Here is a 22,063-nt window from a genome sequence, read left to right on the forward strand (position 1 = left end):
CGGCACCAAACCCGTTAGAATCGCTGTCTTGTACACAATATTCTTGCAAGACAAGAAGCGAATCCATGAACAAGCTGGCGCTCTACTTCCGGCTGGTCCGCGCTGACAAGCCGATCGGCATCCTCCTCCTGCTGTGGCCGACCCTGTGGGCCTTGTGGATGGCGTCAGGCGGCAGCCCCGATCCGATGGTCGTCGTCATCTTCGTGCTCGGTACCGCGCTGATGCGCTCGGCCGGCTGCGCGATCAACGACTACGCCGACCGCGACTTCGACCGCCACGTCAAGCGCACCGTCGACCGGCCGCTGACGAGCGGGCGCATCAAGGGCTGGGAGGCGGTCATGGTCGCCGCCGTGCTGGCGATCGTTTCCTTCCTGCTGATCCTGCCGCTGAACACGCTGACCAAGCAGCTGTCCGTGCTGGCCGTGATCGTCGCCGGCACCTATCCCTACTTCAAGCGTTTCTTCGCCATCCCCCAGGCCTACCTCGGCATCGCCTTCGGCTTCGGCATCCCGATGGCCTTCGCCGCGATCCAGAACGCAGTGCCGGCAATCGCCTGGTGGCTGCTGGTGGCCAACGTGTTCTGGGCCGTGGCCTACGACACCGAATACGCGATGGTCGACCGCGACGACGACCTGAAAATCGGCATCCGCACCTCGGCCATTACCTTCGGCCGCTTCGACGTCGCCGCCGTGATGCTGTGCTACGGCGTCGCGCTGGCGATCGACCTGGTCTGCGGCTGGCTGCTGGGCCTGCGCTGGTGGTTCGTGGGCGGCGTCGTAGTGGCGGCCGGAATGGCGCTTTATCACTACACCCTCATTCGCGACCGCGACCGTATGCGGTGTTTCGCGGCCTTTCGCCACAACAATTGGTTAGGTGCGGCACTATTTCTCGGTGTCGCGTTAGACTATGCATTAGGATAATATTGTCCGAATTGCACGTCCTGTTGCTGTCCACAAGATGGCGGCTTCCCATTTACAGAAAGAGGTTCCCCCATGATGGAAAAAATCCCGACCCAGACCGGCGCCCGCGACCAACTGATGGCCGACCTGAAAACCGTGATCCAGGACGCCGAAGCCTGGCTGCGCCACGGCAGCTCGCTGACCGGCGAGCAGCTCGAGGCCGCCAAGGCCAAGTTCGAGACCGCCATCACGAGCGCCAAGGAAGGCCTGGCCAACCTGGAAGTCGTGGAAAAATCGAAGGCCGCGGCCAAGGCGACCGATGTCTACGTCAAGGAAAATCCGTGGAAAGCGGTCGGCATCGGCGCCGCTGTCGGCGTCGTGCTGGGCATGCTGATCAACCGTCGTTGATGGCCTTGTTCGAGACGGCCGGCCGCATCGGCGCCACGCTCGGCGCCATGGCGTGCACGCGCCTGGAACTGGCCGCCGTCGAGGTGCAGGAGGAAGCGCGCGCGCTGCTGGGCTTTGCCGCCTGGACGCTGCTGGCCGCCTTCCTTGGCGCCGGCGCGCTGATGCTCGTCGCGCTGTTCGTCATCGTCCTGTTCTGGGAAACGCACCGGCTGCTTGCGGTCGGCGCCATGGCCGGCGTGTTTGCGCTGGCCGCGATGGCCATCCTGCTGAAGGTACGCGCCGGTTTCCAGGCGCGCGGACCAATGCTGGCGGCGACCCGCACGGAGCTGGGCCGCGACATGGCCTTCATCAAAGGCACCGGAGCGCAAGCGGGAGGCACGTATGAATAGCCAGCATATGCCCCTGGCGGTACGCCGCGCCCACCTGGTGGCCGATTGCGCGCGTCAGCGCGGCGACCTGGCCGACCAGCTGAATGCGCTCAAGGCGCCGGCCGAACAGATCGGCGGCGCAGGCGGCTTCCTGCTCGAGCATAAGAAATCGGTGCTGGCGGGGGCTGGCCTCGCCGCGGGCCTGTTGATCGCGCGGCCGAAGTGGGTGCTCGGGCTGGCGGCGGGCGGTGTCTCGGCGTGGAAGCTCGTGAAAAATGCGCTGCCGCTGGTGCAGCGGGTGCTGCCGATGATGCGCGGCAGGATAGGCGGGCATCTGGAATAACGGCGTTGCGTAGGGTGGACGGCTACAACCCCTAACGTGTGCTCATTCGAGTGCTTGATGCCGTCCACGCGTTCAACTATCGTTTAATTCGCTGTCGCGTCGTCTCTTGCGGGGTTTGAACGCGTGGACGGCGCACCGGTTACCGGTATGCATGCCATCGGGTGAAGCCGTCCACCCTACTGGCCACCCAACTCATCCCCCAACTCGCGGCCACGGGCCGCCGCGGCCTTCATCGCCTCGACGATCGCCGCTTTCACGCCCGCCTCTTCCATGCTCGTGATGGCCGCATGCGTCGTGCCGCCCTTCGAAGTCACCCGCTGGCGCAGCAGCTCGAGCGGCTCGGCGGACTGCTGGGCCAGCTGGGTCGCCCCCATGAAGGTCGCCAGCGCCAGCTGCCTGCCCTGCTCCGGGCTCAGGCCCATCTCGGCGGCCGCCGCCTGCATCGCTTCCAGGAAGTAGAACACGTAGGCCGGGCCGCTGCCGGAGACGGCCGTCACCGGATCGATCAGGGCCTCGTCGTCCAGCCACACGGTCTGGCCGACCGCGCGCATCACGCCCTCGGCGACCGCGCGCCCTTCCTCGTCGACGCCGGCCGTCGCCACCATGCCCGTGATGCCCATGCCGATCAGGGCTGGGGTGTTCGGCATCGCGCGCACGATGAGCTTGTGGCCGCCCAGCCAGCGCGCCAGGTCGGCGCTGCGGATGCCGGCCGCGATCGACAGCACCAGCTGCGCATCGAGATGCGGCGCCAGCTGCGCCGCGACCTCGCGCATCTGCTGCGGCTTCACGGCTAGCACGACGACATCGGCGGAAGCGACTTCGGCGTCGATGGCGGGCGCCGTGCCCACGCCGTAGTCGGTGGCCAAACGGGCGAGTGCCTCCGGATTCGGGTCGACCACGTGGATCCGTCCTCGTTCGTCCATTCGTTTTGCCAGGCCGCTGATTAAAGCGGTGGCCATGTTGCCGCCGCCGATGAATGCGATTTTCATTGTGATCCTAGTCGTAGTTGCGGTCGCCGAAGATGGCGCTGCCCACGCGGACGATGGTCGCGCCCTCGAGGATGGCAGACTGCATGTCGGCCGACATGCCCATCGACAGCGTATCGATCAACAAACCGTCGGCGCGCAGGCTCTCGCCCAGCGTGCGCAGTTTGGCGAAGGCCGCGCGCTGCAGGGCCGGGTCGGTTTGCGGTTCGGGAATCGCCATCAGCCCGCGCAGGCGCAGGTTCGGCAGCTGCGCCACCTGGCGCGCCAGCTCGGGCAGTTCGTCGGGCCTGGCGCCGCTCTTGGTGGCTTCTCCGCTGATGTTCACCTGCAGGCAGATGTTCAGGAGGCCCATCTCGGGCGGGCGCTGCTCGGACAGGCGCTGGGCGATTTTCAGGCGTTCGACCGTGTGCACCCAGGCGAAGCTGGTCGCGATCGGGCGCGTCTTGTTGCTCTGGATCGGGCCGATAAAATGCCACTCGATGGGCATATCCAGTTGCGCCGGTTGCGCGCGCGCCACGGCGGCGATCTTTTCGACGCCTTCCTGCAAATAGTTTTCGCCAAAGGCGCGCTGGCCGGCCGCCATTGCCTCCAACACGGATTCAGCCGGGAAGGTCTTCGACACGGCAAGCAACTGGACGGTCGAACGGGGCCTGCCGGCAGCCTCCACGGCGGCCTTGATTGTCGCTTCGACAGCTTGCAAGTTGGCAGCGATTGTGGACATAATCTTTTCTGGTGGCAATATTCGAGACGGACGCGAGTAGCTGCACTTTTAACAGTACAGGGATTATAAATGGACATCTCAGAACTACTCGCCTTCTCGGTAAAGAACAAAGCCTCCGACCTGCACCTTTCGGCCGGCCTGCCGCCGATGATCCGCGTGCATGGCGACGTACGCCGCATCAACCTGCCGCCGCTCGAGCACAAGGATGTGCACGGCATGATCTATGACATCATGAACGACGGCCAGCGCAAGCAGTACGAGGAAGTGCTCGAATGCGACTTCTCGTTCGCGATTCCCGGCCTGGCGCGCTTCCGCGTCAACGCCTTCAACCAGGAGCGCGGCGCGGCCGCCGTGCTGCGTACCATTCCGTCGAAGATCCTGACGCTGGAAGAACTCAACGCCCCGAAGATCTTCGGCGAGCTGGCCCTGAAGCCGCGCGGCCTGGTGCTCGTCACCGGTCCGACCGGCTCCGGCAAATCGACCACGCTGGCGGCGATGATCAACCACCTGAACGAGAGCGAGTACGGCCACATCCTGACGATCGAAGACCCGATCGAATTCGTGCACGATTCGAAGAAGTGCCTGATCAACCAGCGCGAAGTCGGCCCGCACACCCTCTCCTTCAGTAACTCGCTGCGCTCGGCGCTGCGCGAAGACCCGGATGCGATCCTGGTCGGCGAGCTGCGCGACCTCGAGACCATCCGCCTCGCCCTGTCGGCGGCCGAAACCGGCCACCTCGTGTTCGGCACCCTGCACACCTCGTCGGCGGCCAAGACCATCGACCGTATCGTTGATGTGTTCCCGGCCGAAGAAAAGGAGATGGTGCGTGCGATGCTGTCCGAGTCGCTGCAGGCCGTCATCTCGCAGACCCTCCTGAAAACGAAGGATGGCTCCGGCCGCGTGGCGGCGCACGAGATCATGATCGGCACCCCGGCCATCCGCAACCTGATCCGCGAAGCGAAGATCGCCCAGATGTACTCGAGCATCCAGACCGGCAGCAACGTCGGCATGCAGACGCTGGACCAGAACCTGACGGACCTGGTGCGCCGCAATGTCATTTCCAGTGCGGCCGCCCGCTCGGCCGCCAAAATTCCGGAAAACTTCCCCGGTTAAGGGCTAAAAAATGGAACGCGACCAGGCATCCAAGTTCATGTTCGACCTGCTGCGCCTGATGGTCAGCAAGGGCGGTTCGGACCTCTTCATCACCGCCGGCTTCCCGCCCGCGATCAAGATCGACGGCAAGATGACGCCGGTCTCGAACCAGCCGCTCACAGCAAGTCACACGGCGGACCTGGCGCGTTCGATCATGAACGACAAGCAGACCGCCGGTTTTGAATTGACCCGCGAAGCGAACTTCGCGATCAGCCCGGGCGACCTGGGACGCTTCCGCGTCTCGGCGTTCGTCCAGATGAGCAGCGTCGGCATGGTGCTGCGCACGATCACGACCAAGATCCCGAAGTTCGAAGACCTCGACCTGCCGCACGTGCTCAAGGACGTGATCATGGCCAAGCGCGGCCTGGTGATCATGGTCGGCGCCACCGGCTCGGGTAAATCGACGACCCTGGCCGCGATGGTCGGCTACCGCAACGAGAACAGCTACGGCCACATCATCACCATCGAGGACCCGGTCGAATTCGTCCACCCGCACAAGAACTGCGTGATCACGCAGCGCGAAGTGGGCGTCGACACCGACAGCTTCGAAGCGGCCCTGAAGAACTCCCTGCGCCAGGCGCCGGACGTGATCCAGATCGGCGAAATCCGCGACCGCGAGACCATGGAACACGCGATCGCCTTTGCCGAAACCGGCCACCTGTGCCTGGCCACCTTGCACGCCAACAGCGCCAACCAGGCCCTGGACCGCATCATCAACTTCTTCCCCGAAGAGCGCCGGCAGCAGCTCCTGATGGATTTGTCGCTGAACCTGCGCGGCCTGATCTCGCAGCGCCTGATCCCGAAAAAGGAAGACAAGGGCCGCGTGGTCGCGATGGAGATCCTGCTGAACTCGCCGCTGATTTCGGACCTGATCTTCAAGGGCGAAGTCCACGAGATCAAGGAGATCATGAAGAAGTCGCGCGAGCTGGGCATGCAGACCTTCGACCAGGCGCTGTTCGACCTCTATGAGCTCGACAAGATCTCCTACGAAGACGCGCTGCGCAACGCCGACTCGGTGAACGACCTGCGCCTGACCATCAAGCTCAACAGCAAGCACGCGAAGAACCGCGATTTTTCGAGCGGGACCGAGCACCTCGGGCTGGTTTGACCGTAGGGTGGACGGCGAAGCCGTCCACGCGTTCAACCACAGTTTGATCCTTCGCGATTAATCACACGCGCGCTGGACGCGTGGACGGCGAAGCCGTCCACCCTACGGTATCATCTTGGCATGGACGTCTTCGACTTCACCGCCGCCCTGCTGGACGGCACCCCCATCGACCTGTCGCGCTACCGCGGCAAGGTCCTGCTCATCGTGAACACGGCCTCCGAATGCGGCTTCACGCCGCAATACCAGGGCCTCGAGCAGGTCTACCAGCAATTCCGCGAGCGCGGCGTCGAGGTGCTGGGTTTCCCCTGCAACCAGTTCGGCAAGCAGGAGCCGGGAGACGCCGCCCAGATCGGCGCCTTCTGCGAAAAGAACTTCGGCGTCAGCTTCCCGCTGTTCGCCAAGGTCGAGGTCAACGGCCCCGACGCCCATCCCCTGTACCGGCACCTGAAATCCGAGGCGCCCGGCCTGCTCGGCACCCAGCGCATCAAGTGGAATTTCACCAAATTCCTGGTCGGGCGCGACGGCAAGGTCGTCAAGCGCTATGCGCCGCAGACGAAACCCGACGAGATCGCGGGCGACATCGCGAAGCTTCTTTAAGGCCGCTCGAACCACGCCATGAAGGCGTCGTACTCCTTCTGCGCCTCCGGCATCGGCTTGCCATCCGGGGCCAGGCTGTGGCCCGCCCCCGGCACGCGCCGCATCGTCACGTCTTTGCCCTGGGTGCGCAGCTGGGCATACATCGCCTCGGTCGACAGGATAGGCACGCTGCTGTCCTGCATGCCGCTCGCCAGGTAGATGCGCGCCTTCGTGTGCGCGAGGTGCTCCATCGTGGACTGGGCGAAGAAGCTGCTCCAGCGCAGGTAGGGGTGGCCCCAGGCGAATTTGCTGGTGCTCGTGGGATCGGCGCTGATGGCGGTAAAGGTTGCGTCGAGCTTCTGCAGGCGCAGCAGCTTGGCGTCGTCGCTGTCGTTCGAGCGGTAGATGTCGGCGGCGAAGTCGTAGAGCTGGGTTGGCCCGTTGGCGCCCAGCAGCACGAGGTCGGTCACTTCCGGCAGCGCGCGCGCCAGGCCGGCGGCCATTGGGGCGCCCTCGGAACTGCCGATGACCAGCACGCGGCGCGCGTCGACTTCGGGCCGGGCCAGGGCGTGACGTACGGCCGTCTTGAGCGTCGCCAGCCAGGCGTCGTAGGAGAAGTGGGCGTTGAAATCGCCGGCGCAGCCGATCGCCGAGCCGAACGGTCCCTTTTGCGGTTCGTCCGACTGGTAGGGCTTGTCGACCGCCATCACGGCGTAGCGCCCCTGCTGCGCCAGCGGCAGCCAGGAATAGATGGTCGAATAGGGATTGGGCGTGCCGAGGCCCATGAAAGGCGGCACGCATCCCGATCCCTGGATGTAGAGCACCAGCGGCGCCTTCTGCGCGGGTTTGGACAGGTAGTAGCGCACTGGCGGGCCGCCATCGGCCTGCAGGGTCACGCGTGTCAGCGCCATCCCTTTTCGGTCGAAGATCTCCTCGCGCACAGTGGAAGCGGCCGAGGCGCAGGCCGGCGCGGCCAGCAGCAGCGCGGCAAGTGCAATCGAGGGTTGGTGCAGGGTCTTGAACATGGGTTTCCCGGGGCTCGATAAAGCCTGCGATGGTGCCATGAAACGGGGGCCGTAAAGCTATCGAAAACTCACGGCCCCGCCCCCTTTCAGCCCTGCGGCGTAAAACGGATCGCCTGCCCGCCGCCCGGCGCCAGGCGCAGCTGCAGCGCGTCCTGCGCCGTGACCGTACGCTTCTCGACCACGAAGTCGAAACGGCGTTCGCTGCGGTAATCGGCGGCGTCGCCGTCGCGGTAGATCTCGGCAAGGTAGCGCTTGCCCGGCTCGAGGAAGTCCAGCTTCACGTCCAGCGTGCGCGCCTGGCCGTCGGTCACGGCGCCGAGGTACCAGTCCTGCGAGTTGCGGTCGCGGCGCACGATGGTCGCGTGCTCGCCCACTGCCCCGTTCAGCACGCGCGTATCGGCCCAGTCGGTCGGCACGTCGCGGATGAACTTGAAGGCTGCCGGGTATTTGTCGTAGTTCTCCGGCAGGTCGGCCGCCATCGCCAGCGGCGAATAGATGACGACGAAATTGGCCAGCTGCTTGGCCTGGGTCGAATTGAAGGTCTTGCCATCCGCACCGACCAGGCTCAGGACGCCCGGCGTGTAATCCATCGGGCCGCTCAGCATGCGCGTGAAGACCAGCTTTGCCTCGTGGTCGACGGCGTTGGGCGGGTTGCCCCAGGCGTTGTACTCGACGCCGCGCGCGCCTTCGCGCGTCATCCAGTTCGGATAGGTGCGGCGCAGGCCGGTGTCCTTGACCGGCTCGTGGGTGTCGATGGCGATGCGGTACTTCGCCGCTTCGGTCACGGCTTTCAGGAAGTGGCGCACGCCGTCCTGCGAATCGTAATGGCCGTAGCGCGGCTTGCCGTCGCGCCCGGTGAACAGCATGCCGCCCGCTTCGTGCACATAGCCCGACTTGATGCTGTCGACGCCGTGCTTCGAATACAGTTTATAGGCCGCGTCCATCTGCTTTTCGTAGGACGGCAGGTTGCCGCCGGTCTCGTGGTGGCCGATCAGGCGCACGCCCTTCGACTTCGCATAGGCGGCGAGGCCAGGCAGGTCGAAGTCCGGATAGGACTGCGTAAAACTGAAGTCGGCGCCGCCGTGGCCCCAGTCGCTTTCCCAGCCGCGGTTCCAGCCCTCGACCAGCACGCCGCGGAAGCCGTTCTTCGCCGCGAAGTCGATGTAGCGCCTGGTGTTGGCCGTGTTGGCCGCATGCTTGGGGCCCGCGTTCCAGGTCCCCTGCTGCAGGTGCATCTCCCACCACACGCCCACGAATTTCGAGGGCTTGACCCAGGAGACGTCGCCCAGCTTGTTCGGCTCGTTCAGGTTGAGCACCAGGTCCGACATGTACAGGCCGGCCGCGTCGCCCGCGATCTGCATCGTGCGCCACGGCGTGCTGAAGGCGCCGCTGCGCACCACGGCCGGACCATAGGAAGACGGCGCCAGCATGGCGCGCAGCTTCTGGCCGTCCACCTTGCGCAGCCACATCGTGGCGTAGTCGACCAGGGCCGCTTCGTGGAAGGCGATGTGGGTGCCGTCCTTCAGGCGCATCGTCAGGGGGGTGTTGGCGATGCCGATTTCGCTCAGGGGCGCCTGGCGGATCTCTTCTTCCAGGCCGGGCAGCTCGGCGGCCGGGATCCACCAGGCGGTGGCCGGCTGGGCGACCGTGAATTCGGTCAGCTCGTCGAGGATCTCGACCTTGTCCAGCTGCGTCTGGTTCGGGAATTCGTAGCGGAAGCCGACGCCGTCGTCGTAGATGCGGAACACGATGGCCAGGCGGCGCTTGCCGTGCCGCTTCTGCTCGACCTCGACGCGCAGCTCGCGGTAGCGGTTGCGCACGAACTGGCGCTCGCCCCAGGGCTGCTCCCAGGTCGAATCGTGGTCGGTCACGGTCTGCTTGTGCAGCGCGAAAGCACCGTCGAGACGGGGGCCGTTGGCCAGGTTGAAGCCGAGGCGCGACAGGCCGATGACTTCCTTGCCGCCGCGCTTCACCGTATAGCCGAGCTTGCCGCTACCGTCGACCTGCACCTCGACGTCGATCAGCTTGCCGGGCGAAGCCGCGCCGGCGATCACCTGTTGTGCCCATGCATTGAGGCTGAGCGTGAATGAAGCGGCCAGGACGGCGGCGATGCGGCGTAGGGTCATGCGGTGGTCTCCTGTCGCTATCCGGCAAGAAATAGCAGGTAGCAAAACTACGTGTTTTTGGGTCAAATCAGGGACGATGATAAGACAAATCGTGTAGCTCGACTACCAAAATATATGTACATACAGGCAACATTAAACCGATGGGCGAAAAAAAGCCCGCGATGACGCGGGCCTGTGTTTGCCTTGAAAAACGGCTTACTTGGTCTGGGCGGTCGCCGAAACGTGGGCGCCGTGGTTCTCCGGATGGGCCGCGGTCGTTGCCTTGGCATCCGCTTTGACATCCGCTGCCGCAGCCTTTACGTCGGCCTTGGCTTCCTTGGCATCCGCCTTCACGGCCGCCTTGGCGTCCTTGGCTTCCGCTTTCACTTCTGCCTTGGCGTCTCCCTTGATGTCCTTGTTGGCGGTCTTGGCGACGACCTTGCCCTTGGTGTCGGCCGTTGCCGCTTTCTGGGCTTCCTTGGTCGTGGCCTTCAGGTCAGCCTTGGCATCCTTGGTGTCCACCAGTACCGCGGTTTTCGCATCCTTGGTGTCGACATTCGTTTTCGCAACTGGCGAATCCGGCACTTGAGCGAATGCGGTGGTAGCGAACAGACCGGCGATCAGGGTGGCGGTGATTTTTTTCATGTTGCAGCTCCTCGGTTAGTTGTCGTCTCAGTGCACATTTTCCTGCGTCACTGAACCATCAACGGGCCTCATCCGGAAGCTGTTGACCGGTTTAACAAATTCTTACAATGGTGGCAATTGCTTACAAGTAATGCAATGAGTGTTCCGCGCAGGCTCAACTGGAAGCAGCTTCGTGCGTAATTGGTTTAGTCTTGTCGGATGCAGTTACAATGAAATTTCTATAAAGCAACTCAACAAGACTCGCTTAGCCCTATGACCAGCCTGAGAGAGACAGCAGGAAAGCATCTCGGATATGTCGTCCTCACGACGGTGGTTTTTCTTGTGCTCAACCGGATCAATGAACTGATGTTCATCCAGTTCGAGCAGAGTGCCGGGATCAACTGGGTGTTCATCCCGGCCGGGATCCGCCTGCTGGCCACGCTGCTGTTCGGATTTGCCGGCTTCGTCGGCTTGCTGCTGGCAAGCCTCTACCTCAACTTCTTCCATTTCGTCTTCGAGACCGAGTTTCGTGCCTTGAGCGGCGCGCTGGCCGGCTCCCTCGCTCCCTACCTCGCCTACCTGTTCGCGAAACACTGGTTTTTCCTGGGCCCGCGCCTCGAAGGGCTGACCGTGCCCCGGCTCTTGTTCACCGCCTTGCTGTGCGGGCTCCTGAGCCCCATCGTCCACCACGCGTTCATGTGGGTGCAGTCGGGGACGGTCGACTGGTTTGCGCTGATGGTGATGATCATTGGGGACGTCGTCGGCATCCTGATCGTGCTGTTCTCCGCCAAGGGTTTGCTTGCGCTGGCCGACCGGCACCAACCGGCCGCCCGCTTCCTGCGCCGCTGGCTGCCCTAGGCCTGTGAATCCATGTCGTAGCGCCAGTCGATGTCCGCGCGCGGCACCCCGGCGTGGAGCACGAAGCGTAGCGCATTGACCAGTGGCCGGGCTTGCCCGAACGACGCAGGGCTGTCGCTCGCGAGCGCAATGCGCCAACCCGCGTCGCTGCCGGCGGCATTCACGCACCGGAGCTGGAAGGCAGCGCCCTCCTCCACCTCGTATTCCAGCAACCAGCAACCGTCCCCCGCCACCGGGTAGCGCGTCACCACGCCTTGTTGTGCGAGCTTCCCCGCCAGCCAGAACGCCAGCTCCGCCCCGTACACCCCCGGCCTGAGCTGGCTTGCCTCGGGCAGGATGGGCAGGAAGCGGCGGCTCCTGAAGGTGGCGACCTCGCGGACGGCCTTCATCCGACGTTCAGGCCCATCGCCCGCACCAGTTCCGCCGCCTGGCGTGGCGAGATCGTGGCGCCCGCGAACAGCTTCGCGTTGACGAGTTTCAGACCGCCGAGGTCCGCTTCGCGCAGGTCGGCGCCGTCGAAGCGGGTGTCCTTGATGTGGGCGTCGCGCAGGCTGCCGCCTTCGAACACGGCTTCGCGGAAATCGCAGCCGGACAAATCGGCGTCGGCGAAATCCAGGCCCGTCAGTTTCATTTTGCGGAAGGACATGCGGCGCAGGTCGGCGCCGATGAGCAGGCTGTCTTCGAAGGAGAGGCCGAGATAGCTGACTTCCTCGAAGGCGGCGCCGGTCAGCTTGCAGCTGCGGAAGGAGCACGAGGCCAGCTTGGCGCGGCGCCAGCTGGTGTTGTTCAGGTCGCAGGATGCGAACTGCGCATCGACCAGGTCCCCCGACTCGAAATCGGCATGCCCCGCCCGGCAGCGCTGCCAGCGGGTGCGCGCCAGGTTGGCGGCGTAGAACGAGGTTTCGAGCAGGACGCAGTTGCGGAAGCTGGCGTCCTGCAGGTTCAGGCGCGAGAGGTCGGCGCCCGAAAAATCGCAGTCGTCTAAGACGAGGATAACGTCTTCCAATAGCAGTTGTTCGATGCGGCTACGGTCGGGCGTTTCGCCGCTGAGGGTGATGGTGTGACGTGGCATGGCGCTCAGGATACACGGGCGTGCCGCGCCGGCACAGGGCCTTCCCTTGAAGCCTGGCTCCAGAGGGCCGTTAGCGCGTCTCGATCTGCGCCGTGCCGTGGATCACGCAGGCGCGGTTGACGTCTTCCAGGAAGCGGATCGCTTCACCCTGCGAGAGCGAGGCCGGGATCAGGCGGGCGAGCGCCATTTCTTCGCTGACGCGGTCGAGGCCATGGGCGATGCGGCGCGAGACTTCCTTCGCCGGCTTGCCGTCGCTGTTGTAGAGCGCATCGTAGACGCCGACTTCCTCCCACAGCGGGACGAAACCGGGGCTGGTCGAATCCTCGAACATGACGACGGGCGCGTCGCCGCCCCCTTCTCCGCCCTCTTTGCGCACGAGGCGAAATACAAAACTCATTGCCTGAATCCGGATAAAAATGAATGGAAAAGGATGCTATCACGAGCGCGCGCACAGCCGCGCCTGGGTCCACGCCCACTCCTAACGCTCGCGTACGAGCCCGAACTGGACGGCTTGCCGGTTATAGCCGGCGACGGCCCCCTTGATGTAGCGGGTGAGCGCGTCGCCAGTCAGCGAGAACGGGTACAGCCCGGCCTCGGCCTGCATCCGTGCGAATTCGGGCTGCAACTGCGCGCGGCCGAAGGCCGCCACCCAGCGACGGTAGTCGGCGTCCGGCACGTCGGGCCCCATCCACACGCCGCGGATGACCGGCCACACCACGTCATAGCCCTGTTCGCGCGCGGTCGGCACCCCGGCCAGGATGCCCGGCAGCCGCCGTTCGGACAGCACCGCCAGCACCCGCACGGTGCCGGGACCGGCGTACAGCAGGGCTTCGGAGGTATCGCCGGAAATCGCCTGCACGTGGCCCGCCTGCATGGCGACGGCCTGCTCGCCGCCGCCTTCGAGCGCGACGAAGCGCATCTTGCGCGGGTCGACGCCGCCCTGGCGCACCAGCAGCGCCATCTTCATCCAGTCCTGGCTGCCGATGGTGCCGGACATGCCGATCAGGACACGCCGCGGATCGAGCCGCATCGCCTTGATCAGGTCGCCCAGCGTGCGGTAAGGGGAGTCGGCGCGCACGGCGACCATGCCGTAATCGGTGCCGAAGGCTGCGACCCAGCGCACGTCGTCCGCGCTGGCCTTGCCGAATTTGCCGCGCGCCAGGTTCAGCACCGAGCCGCCGGAAAAGGCCACCAGGGTATTCGGTTCGCTGCGGCGCTGCGACACCAGGGTATGCCATGCCACCGCACCGACGCCGCCGGGCAGGTAGCGCAGCTGCAGGTCGGGGGCGCCGGGCGTGTCGTGCAAGGCCCTCCGGGCCAGCTTGCAGGTCAGGTCCATCGCACCGCCGGGCTTGGAGGGGATCAGGCATTCGCCCCGGGCCGGCGGTGCGGCGCCGGCCGGCAGGCAGGCCAGCGCCAGGATGGACAACAGAGAGGTGCGCAGGATGTTCACGGCATCCATGATAGCCGCGTCGGGACCTGCGCGTCAGAAACGGTGTTGGATGCCGGCCGTGATGCCCGATTGCGTGTTGCCGCTGCCCTCGTCGTCGCGCGACAGGCCGACGGGCTGACCGTTGCCGGCCCTGGCATGGGCTGCCGACACATAGAGCTGGGTACGCTTGGACAGCGCATACAGGGCGCGCACCACGACCATGGTCGGGTCGGCGTCCTGCGCTGCCGGCAGCGCCCTGGTATTGATGTGGTAGACGGCGCCGGTCAGGGTCAGCTTGTCGATCGAGCGGGTGATCCCGCCCCAGTACGTGTCGCCGCGCAGGTCGGCGCCGGCCGGGGCGGCGAGATCGAAGCGGTAGCGGCGCATGCCCGCCTGGTAGCGCCAGGGACCGGTTTCATAGCTGGCCGCGAGGTGGGTGGCGGTGGTCTGGTCGCGCCGGCCGCCAGCCGCAGGCGTGTTGCCGTTGACCTGCTCGTGGGCCGCCATCAGGCCGATGCCGTTCGCATGCCAGGCGCCGCCGAGCGCGTACTTGCGGCCGCCGGCCGTGTCGCCGGCCTGCTCTCCCAGGCCGAGCGAGGCGCCGTAGGTGAAGTTGCCGCTGCGGCCGGTGTACTTGACCAGGTTGTCGAACGAGGTCGTCATGCCGTACTTGGACGGCCCGGTGGCGCCGCCGCTGGTGGCCCAGGAGTAGTTCGGGGCGAAGCCCATCGGGTCGAACTTGATCACCAGGTCGTAGGTCGTGGTGAAGGAGCGCCCGACGATCACGCGGCCGAAGCCGCCCTCCAGGCCGACGTTCGCCTGGCGCTTGAAGAGCGGGCCGTCGGAGGCGCCGGTGTCCATGTCGATGCCGCCTTCGAGGTTGAACACGGCCTTCAGGCCGCCGCCCAGGTCTTCGCTGCCGCGCAGTCCCCAGCGCGAGGTGTTCTTGCCGCCCGAGACGACGCGTACCACGCTGCCGTCGTCCGGGCCGGCATGGTTCACGAGCTCGACGCCGGCGTCGATCAAACCATATACCTGGACGCTGCTCTGGGCCTGGGCGAAATGGATGGGGGAAAGCGCTGCCAGGACGGCGAGCGCGAGGGCCGAATGCTTCATGGTGTCTCCGCGTATGTGGTCGTTATGTGTCGCTGTTTGGGCCGACTATATGTGCGCCCAGCTTTCAGTTCGCTTTCAGCGGGCTTCGTGTGTTGCTGAACAGGCAGGCGCGGCGCCTGGCCTGAGCGCGGCGCCGGGTTTGCGCTTACACTGGCGCGATGAGAATCCTGTTAGTCGAAGACCATGTCGAGCTGTCGCACTGGGTATCCAGGGCGCTGCGCGACGCCAAGCTGACCGTCGAATGCGCCGCCACCGGGGCCGATGCCGACGCCCTGCTGCACACCCAGGACTACGCGCTGGTGATCCTGGACCTGACGCTGCCGAAGATGGACGGGCTGGACGTGCTGCGCCGCCTGCGCGCCCGCGGCGGCGCGCGCGGCGGCACGCCGGTCCTGATCCTGACCGCGCGCGGCGGGCTTGAAGAAAAGGTGCAGGGCCTGAACCTGGGCGCCGACGATTACCTGGCCAAGCCCTTCGAGCTGGCCGAACTCGAAGCGCGCGTCAAGGCCCTGCTGCGCCGGCGCAGCGGCAACGAAGCCCTGGTGCACCGCTGCGGCGGGCTCAGTTTCGACACGGTCTCGCGCATGTTCCATTACTGCGGCGAGCCGCTGGCCCTGACGCCGCGCGAGCATGCGGTGCTGGAAGCGCTGATCGCGCGCCCGGGCCGCGCGCTCTCGAAAGAAAAGCTGTTCGACGAAGTGTTCGCGCTCGACGACGACACCAACCTCGACGCCATCGAGCTCTACATCCACCGCATCCGCAAGAAGCTCGAACGCTCGCCGGAGGGCGGGGCCGCCATCGTCACGCTGCGCGGGATCGGCTACCTGTTGCAGGAAAACCCGGCTTGAGGCAGGCATGGGCGTGAACGCGGTCAAGGCGCCGGGCAGCCTGCGCAACCAGCTGCTGCGCTGGCTGATCCTGCCGCTGGTGGCGCTGGTCGCGCTCAACGCGCTCTCGCTCTACCGCGACGCGCTGGAAGCGGCCGACATCGCCTACGACCGTTCGCTGCTGGCCTCGACGCGGGCGCTGGCCGAACGGGTCTCGGTACGCGACGGCAAAGTGGCGGCCGACGTGCCCTACGTCGCCCTCGACAGCTTCGAGACCGACACGCTGGGCCGCATCTATTACAAGGTCACGGGACTGCAGGGCGAAACCGTCGCCGGCTACGACGACCTGCCGCCGGTGCCGAAGCAGGTGCCGCGCTCGGACCTGTACCCGGCCCTGGTGCGCTTCTACCACGCCGACTACAACGGCGAGCCGGTGCGCTTCGCCGCCCTGCTGCAGCCGGTGTTCGGCGATGCGATACGCGGCATCGCCCTGATCCAGGTCGGCGAGACGCTCGACGCGCGCCATGCGCTGTCGCGCCGTATCCTGCTCAGCACCCTGCTGCGCCAGGCCCTGCTGGTGCTGGCGGTGGCGACCCTGGTGTGGTTCGCCGTGCGCTTGGTGCTGCGCCCGCTGATGCGCCTGAAGAACGAGGTCGAGACGCGCGCCCTGTCCGACCTGTCCGACGTCGACCAGGCGCTGGTGCACAAGGAAGTGCGGCCGCTGGTGGCGGCGATGAACTCCACCATGGCACGCATGCAGGGCCTGATCGCCAGCCAGCGGCGCTTCATCGCCGACGCCTCGCACCAGCTGCGCACCCCGCTCACGGTGCTCAAGACCCAGGCCGAGCTGGCCCTGCGCGAAGACGACCCGGCCGCCATGCGGGCGATCGTGCGCTCGATCGCCGGCACCACCGACTCCGCCATCCACCTGGCCAACCGCCTGCTGACGCTGGCGCGCATCGAGCATGGCGGCGGCAACGCCGCGGCCTTGAAAGCGCCGGTAGCGCTGGCGGCGGTGGCGCGACAGGTCGGGCTGGAGCTGGCCCTGCCGGCGGTGCAGAAAGGGATCGACCTGGCGCTGGAGGCCGATGACGGCGATACCACCGTCGACGGGCAGGAACTGCTGCTGCACGAACTGGTGGCGAACCTGGCCGACAACGCGATCCGCTATACCCCGGCGGGCGGCAGCGTGCAGCTGCGCGTCGGGCGGCAAGGGGACGGCGTGCTGCTGGAAGTGTCCGACAGCGGCCCCGGCCTCGCGCAGGAGGAATACGACAAGGTCTTCATGCCCTTCTACCGCGCCCAGGCGACGCTCGACGCCAATCCCGGCGGGACCGGGCTCGGGCTGGCCATCGTGCGCGACATCGCGGCCATCCACGGCGCCAGCCTGGCGCTGGGCCAGGCCGACGGCGGCCGCGGTTTGAAGGTCAGCGTGCTGTTTCCGCCGCCTGCCCTCCAACTTCCCGTCCTTGACAGCGCGCTGAAAGCAAACTGAAAGCCGGGGCCGCATATCCTTGTCGCAAACAAGAGCATAAAACGACGACAACGATTGGAGACCCTCATGAACCAGCCTCGCCCCTCGCCTGCCGTCCCGGCAGCGCCTTCCCCGCACCGCCCCGACATCGCTAGCCCGCTGGCCTGAGCTGCAGCGCCAGCCCATGCCTGCGTAAATCGCGGCCGCCCAGGCCTGCGTTTGCCACACCAATCGCCGTAACGCCGTCCTGCACCTACCGGCAGGCCGGCACCCGCAAGGAGAATGACAATGTTAACCACCCTGGCCTATTCGATGATCGTCGTGTTCATGTTCCTGATCATGACCAAGCGCCTGTCCGCCCTGGTCGCCCTGATCGTCGTACCCATCGCCTTCGGCCTGATCGGCGGCTTCGGCGCGGAACTCGGGCCGATGATGCTCACCGGCGTCAAGAACCTGGCGCCCACCGGCGTCATGCTGATGTTCGCCATCCTCTACTTCGGCATCATGATCGACGCCGGCCTGTTCGACCCCGTGATCCGCAGGATCGTCAAGCTGGTCGACGGCGACCCTGTAAAAATCGTGGTCGGCACGGCGGCGCTGGCGATGCTGGTCTCGCTCGACGGCGACGGCGCCACCACCTACATGATCTGCGTCGCGGCCATGCTGCCGCTCTACCAGCGCCTCGGCATGAACCGCCTGATCCTGGCCTGCGTCATCATGCTGGCGGGCGGCGTCTTCAACGTCCTGCCCTGGGGCGGCCCGACTGCGCGCGCCGCCAGCGCCCTGGGCGTGGACGTCAGCGAGATCTTCGTGCCGATGATCGTGCCCATGATCGCCGCAGCCGCCTGGGTGCTGTTCGTCGCCTATATGCTCGGCAAGAAGGAGCGTGCCCGTCTGGGCATGGTGCGCATGCCCGCTGCGGCGAGCACCCGCAAGCCGATGAACACTGGCGTCCTGCAGCCCGCCTATGCCGGCGTCCCGGCCGCCCTGGAAAAGGACGACGCCACCGGCGGACCGTGGATCGCCCAGGTGACCGCAGGCCAGCACGGCCATGCCGCCGCGGCCGTACAAGGCATGCCGTCCGGCCAGGCCGCCAGGTCCACCATCGGCCCCGAACCGGACGTGACCGCGTCCGATCCCGCCACCGCACGTCCGAAGCGGATCTGGATCAACTTCCTGCTGACCGTGGTCCTGATGGGATTGCTGGTGAAGGGCGCGCTGCCCCTGCCGGTGCTGTTCATGATCTTCTTCGCCATCGCCCTGATGATTAATTATCCGAGCCTGGAAGAGCAAAAGGAACGCATCGCCAGCCATGCGCCGAACGTGCTGCCGGTGGTGTCCCTGATCTTCGCCGCCGGTATCTTCGTCGGCATCCTGCAGGGCACGAAGATGGTCGACGCGATCGCCGCCAGCGTCATCGCGGCCGTTCCGGAATGGATGGGTCCCTACATGGCGGTCGTCACGGGCCTGCTCAGCATCCCGTTCACCTTCTTCATCTCGAACGACGCCTTCTACTTCGGCATCGTGCCGATCCTCGCCAAGGCGGCGGCCGTGTACGGCATCAGCGCCGCGGAAATCGGCCGCGCCTCGATCATCGGCCAGCCGGTTCACCTGCTCAGCCCACTGGTGGCGTCCACCTACCTGCTGGTCGGGATGTCGAAGGTCGAATTCGGCGACCACCAGCGCTACACATTGATCTGGTCGATCACGGCCTCGCTGGTGATGCTGGTGGGCGCGGTGCTGTTCGGCGTGATTCCGCTGGTGGGGCGCGGCTGACGGAGGCGCATGGCGTAGCAAAAAACGCAGGATAAAAAAAAGACCAGGCCGAGGCCTGGTCTTTTTACGACTGAACGACTACGTCGCGCGTTCGATTACCAGAACGTGTAGCTGGCAGCCGCGCCGATGCGGCGGAACTGCGAGCTGAAGCCGTCGCGCCACTGGATCGGTGCGTCCTGTTCGAAGATGTTATCGATGAACAGGTTCAGCTTGACGTTCCTGATGCCGGTGTAGGCCAGGCTGTAGTTGGTGACGATATTGTGGTCGACACGCTCGCAGTCGGCCATGTTTTCGGCAGCAACCTTCTGGGTCACGCAGTAGGTCGGCGACGACAGGCTGTTGTTGGTGTAGCCGCTGGCGTAGCTCACGCGCACGCCGTGGTCGAAGTCGCCCTTCTTGACGAAGGCGCCGACGACGGCCTGCATGCGCGAACCGAAGTCATAGGTGCCGACGACGTTCGGCTCGTAGGCATTGTCGGCCACGCTGAAGCTCTGGTACTTCAGCACGTAGGTGCCGTCGAGTTTCAGGCGGACGTCGGTGCCCAGCACCTTGAAGCGGCCCGACGCATCGAAGTCGAGGCCCGAGACGCGGGTCTTGCCGCTGTTGACGTACGGGTTGTACACCAGGCCCAGCTTGCCCACGCCACCGTAGTTCAGGGTGGTGCCCGGGGCGTACTTGCGTACCAGTGCCAGGAACTCGTTGTCGTTGGCGGTGTTGTCGACACGGACCAGCTGGCCGGCCGGCAGGCTGGCTTCGCCGCGCAGGATGTCGGTCACGGCACGCGAACCGATTTCGTTGTCGCGCTCGATGAAGTAGTAATCGAGTGCCATCGACCAGTTCTTGACCGGCTGGAACACGACACCGCTCGTGAACGAACGCGAGGTTTCCGGCTCCAGGTCCGGGTTCGAGGACACGAAGCTCGGCAGGTTGGCCAGGCATTCGGCGCTGCGGAAGCTGTTGGCCTGCGCCTTGTCGGCGGTGGTGGCGCCGGCTGCGCCCTGCACCAGCGCGTTGAGCGCGTTGGCGGTCGGGCAGCGGCGTGGATCGACGACGCTGGTCGCGACCGAGCTGCGGCCCAGGCCGTTACCCGACTCGACGATGTTCGGTGCGCGGAAGCCGCCCGATGCCGTGGCGCGCAGCAGCAGGCTGTCGGTCACGGTGTAGCGCAGGCCCAGCTTCGGCGACAGGTGGGCGTCGGCGCCGTCGGTCTTGTCGGCACGGACTGCGGCCGACAGCTCGATACGCTTGGTCACGGGCACGGTCGCCTCGGTGAACACGGCGTACTGGTTGACGCGGTCGTCGACCTGCAGGCCGAACACGCCGACCAGCTCGCCGCGCAGCACGTTGTCCGAGCTCTTCATCCAGTAGCCGTTGCTGCGGATGTCGGTGCCGACGGCGACGTTCAGCGGACCGGCAGGCAGTTGCATGACGGTGCCCGAGAGGGTCGCGTCGAAGAACTTCACGTCCGCTTCGCCTTCGGTGGTACGGACCGGGAACATCGCTTCGAGCAGCGCCGGATCGTTCTGCTGGCCGAACTTGTAGGTACGGTTGACGATCGCGTCGGTATAGCCCTTGGCGCTGACCGAGCGGGTGGCCTTGGTGGCCGACGACTTCATCCAGCCGGCGGCCGATTTCCAGTCGTAGCCGCCGATGGTGCCGTTCAGGGCCAGCATGACGCGCGACTGGTCCGATTCGGTGCGGTTGAAGTTGAAGCCGTTACCGGTGTCCATCATGCGCGCGCGGTACTCGACCGGCACGGTGTACGGGTTGTTCGGGTGGCCCACCGGCAGTTTCGGATACGAGAACGGGCCGACCATCTTGCTGCCCAGGACGTTGTACCAGATGCTCGACGAGCTGGTCGCGCTGCCGTTGCTGACGTTGAACGGAGCGACGATGTAGTCGGAGGTCGCGCCGGCCGTGGTGATTTCGAACGTGGCGTCGATGTCCTTGCCGATGCGGAAGTGGGTGTTGCTGGCGATGGCGTGACGCTTGTTGTCGGTGGTCAGGCCGGTGTACGGCAGCACGTCCCATTTGCACAGCTTGTCGGCAGGATCGATATCGCCGGCCGGGCAGCCTGGCGCGGCGACGATGTTCGTGCTGCTCAGGAAGTAGTTACCGGTTGGCGAGAACGAGCTCTTCGCGTCCCAGGTCGAGCGGCCCGGGGTCTTGCGGTGCCATTCCGGATAGTGGCGGCGCAGGTCGCCGGTGCTGTAGCCGTCGCGCTTGTAGGCTTCGGCGGTCAGGTAGGTGTTGAAGCCCTGCTGGTCGATGTCGCCGAAACCGACGATCGCCGACACGTTGCGGTTGCGGTTTTCCTTGAAGTGCTGCGCTTCCTGGTAGTGGGTGCGGATCTTCGCGCCCTGGAAATCCTTGCGCAGGATGATGTTGACCACACCGGCGACGGCGTCGGAACCGTAGATTGCCGAAGCGCCGTCCTTCAGCACTTCGATGCGCTCGATCGCGTCGCTGGCGATGGCGTCGAGGTTGGTGAAGTTTTCCTGGGCGCCGTCGGCCAGGCCGTAAGGGGCGATGCGGCGGCCGTTGACCAGCACCAGGGTCGAGACCTTGCCCAGGCCGCGCATGCTGACGCCCGAGGCGCCGGTGGCGAAGCTGCCCGAGCTGCTGGTCGCCGAGCTCAGGTTGGTGTCGATCGAAGCGGTCGAAGTCAGGATGCCGAGGGCGGTGGTCTGGCCGGTGCGCTCGATGTCGTCGCGCGTCAGCACCTGGACCGAGCCTGCTGCTTCCGCTTCGGTGCGCTTGATGCTGCTGCCGGTAACCTCCACGCGGGCCATCGGCGTGACCGGCTCGCTGGCCTGCTGTGCTGCCGCCAGGCTTGGGAAGGCCAGTGCCAGCGCGAGGGCGATGGCGTTCTTTTCAAAAGTACTTTTGTGCTTCAAAACGACTCCGGATAGTAAGTGTATTTTTTATTAACACGCTTCGCCGCCTGCAGTTCTACCCATGCAAAGGAGACAAATACGTATAAATACTCTTACACAACATTGCCGTGTATCAAAGTCAACAGCACAAATTTAGTGGTTTTTTGTTAGTTTCTGTTACATTCGTCGTCAATACGATACATAACGTTACAAGATTTCACCATCCATGGTTGAAGCTCAGTCGCATACATTCCTATGAACGTAGTTTGTTTTCTGCCGATACAGGCTGTTTTTTGATGTGGAATTCTGTGAGTTTT

22 protein-coding genes are annotated in these 22,063 nt (G+C 65.4%); 11 read left to right on the forward strand and 11 right to left on the reverse strand.

Annotation, left to right across the window (positions count from 1 at the left end):
* Window positions 1-65: 65 nt before the first annotated feature.
* The 4 genes from ubiA (at window position 66) to ACWCIA_RS14885 (ending at window position 2,018) form a co-directional block, all read left to right on the forward strand.
* The gene (ubiA, locus tag ACWCIA_RS14870; RefSeq protein WP_454164485.1) at window positions 66-920 is read left to right on the forward strand and encodes a 4-hydroxybenzoate octaprenyltransferase; all 855 of its coding nucleotides are present in this window, start codon (window positions 66-68) and stop codon (window positions 918-920) included.
* Window positions 921-992: 72 nt separating this feature from the next.
* Complete coding sequence (locus ACWCIA_RS14875) at window positions 993-1,307, forward strand: DUF883 family protein (protein ID WP_454164487.1); 315 nt, start codon at window positions 993-995, stop codon at window positions 1,305-1,307.
* On the forward strand, window positions 1,307-1,696 hold the full coding sequence (locus tag ACWCIA_RS14880; RefSeq protein ID WP_454164698.1) for a phage holin family protein: 390 nt from the start codon (window positions 1,307-1,309) through the stop codon (window positions 1,694-1,696). The genes ACWCIA_RS14875 and ACWCIA_RS14880 overlap by 1 nt, the downstream gene beginning before the upstream one ends.
* Window positions 1,689-2,018: a YqjK family protein gene (locus ACWCIA_RS14885; RefSeq protein ID WP_454164489.1), complete on the forward strand. Its 330-nt coding sequence runs from the start codon at window positions 1,689-1,691 to the stop codon at window positions 2,016-2,018. Before ACWCIA_RS14880 ends, ACWCIA_RS14885 begins: the two co-directional genes overlap by 8 nt.
* A gap of 176 nt (window positions 2,019-2,194) precedes the next feature.
* Here the strand turns inward: ACWCIA_RS14885 and proC are convergent, their stop codons facing one another.
* Both proC and ACWCIA_RS14895 read right to left on the reverse strand, forming a co-directional pair.
* Window positions 2,195-3,007, reverse strand: coding sequence for a pyrroline-5-carboxylate reductase (gene proC, locus ACWCIA_RS14890; protein WP_454164491.1), 813 nt, complete (start codon window positions 3,005-3,007; stop codon window positions 2,195-2,197).
* 7 nt (window positions 3,008-3,014) lie between these two features.
* A complete protein-coding gene (locus ACWCIA_RS14895) occupies window positions 3,015-3,725 on the reverse strand; it encodes a YggS family pyridoxal phosphate-dependent enzyme (protein WP_454164492.1) in 711 nt (236 codons plus the stop codon).
* Window positions 3,726-3,794: 69 nt separating this feature from the next.
* Between ACWCIA_RS14895 and ACWCIA_RS14900 the strand changes: the two genes are divergently transcribed.
* The 3 genes from ACWCIA_RS14900 to ACWCIA_RS14910 all read left to right on the forward strand — a co-directional run bounded on the left by ACWCIA_RS14900 (window position 3,795) and on the right by ACWCIA_RS14910 (window position 6,582).
* The gene (locus ACWCIA_RS14900) at window positions 3,795-4,838 is read left to right on the forward strand and encodes a type IV pilus twitching motility protein PilT (RefSeq protein WP_454164494.1); all 1,044 of its coding nucleotides are present in this window, start codon (window positions 3,795-3,797) and stop codon (window positions 4,836-4,838) included.
* A gap of 10 nt (window positions 4,839-4,848) precedes the next feature.
* Complete coding sequence (locus tag ACWCIA_RS14905) at window positions 4,849-5,985, forward strand: PilT/PilU family type 4a pilus ATPase (RefSeq protein ID WP_454164496.1); 1,137 nt, start codon at window positions 4,849-4,851, stop codon at window positions 5,983-5,985.
* A 120-nt stretch (window positions 5,986-6,105) separates the two neighbouring features.
* The gene (locus ACWCIA_RS14910) at window positions 6,106-6,582 is read left to right on the forward strand and encodes a glutathione peroxidase (RefSeq protein ID WP_454164497.1); all 477 of its coding nucleotides are present in this window, start codon (window positions 6,106-6,108) and stop codon (window positions 6,580-6,582) included.
* Here the strand turns inward: ACWCIA_RS14910 and ACWCIA_RS14915 are convergent.
* The 3 genes from ACWCIA_RS14915 to ACWCIA_RS14925 all read right to left on the reverse strand — a co-directional run bounded on the left by ACWCIA_RS14915 (window position 6,579) and on the right by ACWCIA_RS14925 (window position 10,336).
* Complete coding sequence (locus ACWCIA_RS14915) at window positions 6,579-7,586, reverse strand: alpha/beta hydrolase family protein (RefSeq protein ID WP_454164499.1); 1,008 nt, start codon at window positions 7,584-7,586, stop codon at window positions 6,579-6,581. The genes ACWCIA_RS14910 and ACWCIA_RS14915 overlap by 4 nt on opposite strands.
* An 86-nt stretch (window positions 7,587-7,672) precedes the next feature.
* Entirely contained in the window at window positions 7,673-9,712 is a 2,040-nt protein-coding gene (locus tag ACWCIA_RS14920; protein ID WP_454164501.1) for a glycoside hydrolase family 97 protein, read from the reverse strand.
* 195 nt (window positions 9,713-9,907) lie between these two features.
* Window positions 9,908-10,336 (reverse strand): hypothetical protein, encoded by a 429-nt coding sequence (locus tag ACWCIA_RS14925; protein WP_454164503.1) that lies wholly within the window; start codon window positions 10,334-10,336, stop codon window positions 9,908-9,910.
* Between the two features lie 252 nt (window positions 10,337-10,588).
* On the opposite strand from ACWCIA_RS14925, the gene ACWCIA_RS14930 reads away from it, so the two are divergent.
* Window positions 10,589-11,173 (forward strand): hypothetical protein, encoded by a 585-nt coding sequence (locus ACWCIA_RS14930; RefSeq protein WP_454164505.1) that lies wholly within the window; start codon window positions 10,589-10,591, stop codon window positions 11,171-11,173.
* Here ACWCIA_RS14930 and ACWCIA_RS14935 read toward each other — a convergent pair.
* The 5 genes from ACWCIA_RS14935 to ACWCIA_RS14955 all read right to left on the reverse strand — a co-directional run bounded on the left by ACWCIA_RS14935 (window position 11,170) and on the right by ACWCIA_RS14955 (window position 14,793).
* Window positions 11,170-11,562: a hypothetical protein gene (locus ACWCIA_RS14935; protein WP_454164507.1), complete on the reverse strand. Its 393-nt coding sequence runs from the start codon at window positions 11,560-11,562 to the stop codon at window positions 11,170-11,172. The two genes, ACWCIA_RS14930 and ACWCIA_RS14935, sit on opposite strands and share 4 nt — an antisense overlap.
* Complete coding sequence (locus ACWCIA_RS14940; RefSeq protein ID WP_454164509.1) at window positions 11,559-12,245, reverse strand: pentapeptide repeat-containing protein; 687 nt, start codon at window positions 12,243-12,245, stop codon at window positions 11,559-11,561. The genes ACWCIA_RS14935 and ACWCIA_RS14940 overlap by 4 nt, the downstream gene beginning before the upstream one ends.
* Window positions 12,246-12,315: 70 nt before the next feature.
* On the reverse strand, window positions 12,316-12,642 hold the full coding sequence (locus tag ACWCIA_RS14945) for a hypothetical protein (protein ID WP_454164510.1): 327 nt from the start codon (window positions 12,640-12,642) through the stop codon (window positions 12,316-12,318).
* Between the two features lie 81 nt (window positions 12,643-12,723).
* Window positions 12,724-13,707, reverse strand: a complete 984-nt coding sequence (locus tag ACWCIA_RS14950; RefSeq protein WP_454164511.1) for a Bug family tripartite tricarboxylate transporter substrate binding protein — start codon at window positions 13,705-13,707, stop codon at window positions 12,724-12,726.
* Between the two features lie 24 nt (window positions 13,708-13,731).
* Window positions 13,732-14,793 carry a porin gene (locus tag ACWCIA_RS14955; protein ID WP_454164513.1) on the reverse strand — a complete coding sequence of 354 codons (1,062 nt, stop codon included), beginning with the start codon at window positions 14,791-14,793 and terminating at the stop codon, window positions 13,732-13,734.
* A 158-nt stretch (window positions 14,794-14,951) separates the two neighbouring features.
* Here ACWCIA_RS14955 and ACWCIA_RS14960 point away from each other — a divergent pair, with 158 nt between their 5' ends.
* The 3 genes from ACWCIA_RS14960 to ACWCIA_RS14970 all read left to right on the forward strand — a co-directional run bounded on the left by ACWCIA_RS14960 (window position 14,952) and on the right by ACWCIA_RS14970 (window position 18,870).
* Window positions 14,952-15,641 (forward strand): response regulator, encoded by a 690-nt coding sequence (locus ACWCIA_RS14960; RefSeq protein ID WP_454164515.1) that lies wholly within the window; start codon window positions 14,952-14,954, stop codon window positions 15,639-15,641.
* 7 nt (window positions 15,642-15,648) lie between these two features.
* Window positions 15,649-17,115 carry a sensor histidine kinase gene (locus ACWCIA_RS14965; protein WP_454164517.1) on the forward strand — a complete coding sequence of 489 codons (1,467 nt, stop codon included), beginning with the start codon at window positions 15,649-15,651 and terminating at the stop codon, window positions 17,113-17,115.
* Window positions 17,116-17,382: 267 nt separating this feature from the next.
* Complete coding sequence (locus ACWCIA_RS14970) at window positions 17,383-18,870, forward strand: CitMHS family transporter (protein ID WP_454164519.1); 1,488 nt, start codon at window positions 17,383-17,385, stop codon at window positions 18,868-18,870.
* Window positions 18,871-18,965: 95 nt separating this feature from the next.
* On the opposite strand, the gene ACWCIA_RS14975 is transcribed toward ACWCIA_RS14970, so the two are convergent.
* On the reverse strand, window positions 18,966-21,767 hold the full coding sequence (locus ACWCIA_RS14975) for a TonB-dependent receptor plug domain-containing protein (RefSeq protein WP_454164521.1): 2,802 nt from the start codon (window positions 21,765-21,767) through the stop codon (window positions 18,966-18,968).
* Window positions 21,768-22,063 lie beyond the last annotated feature (296 nt).

Source organism: Massilia sp. SYSU DXS3249 (assembly GCF_053668055.1).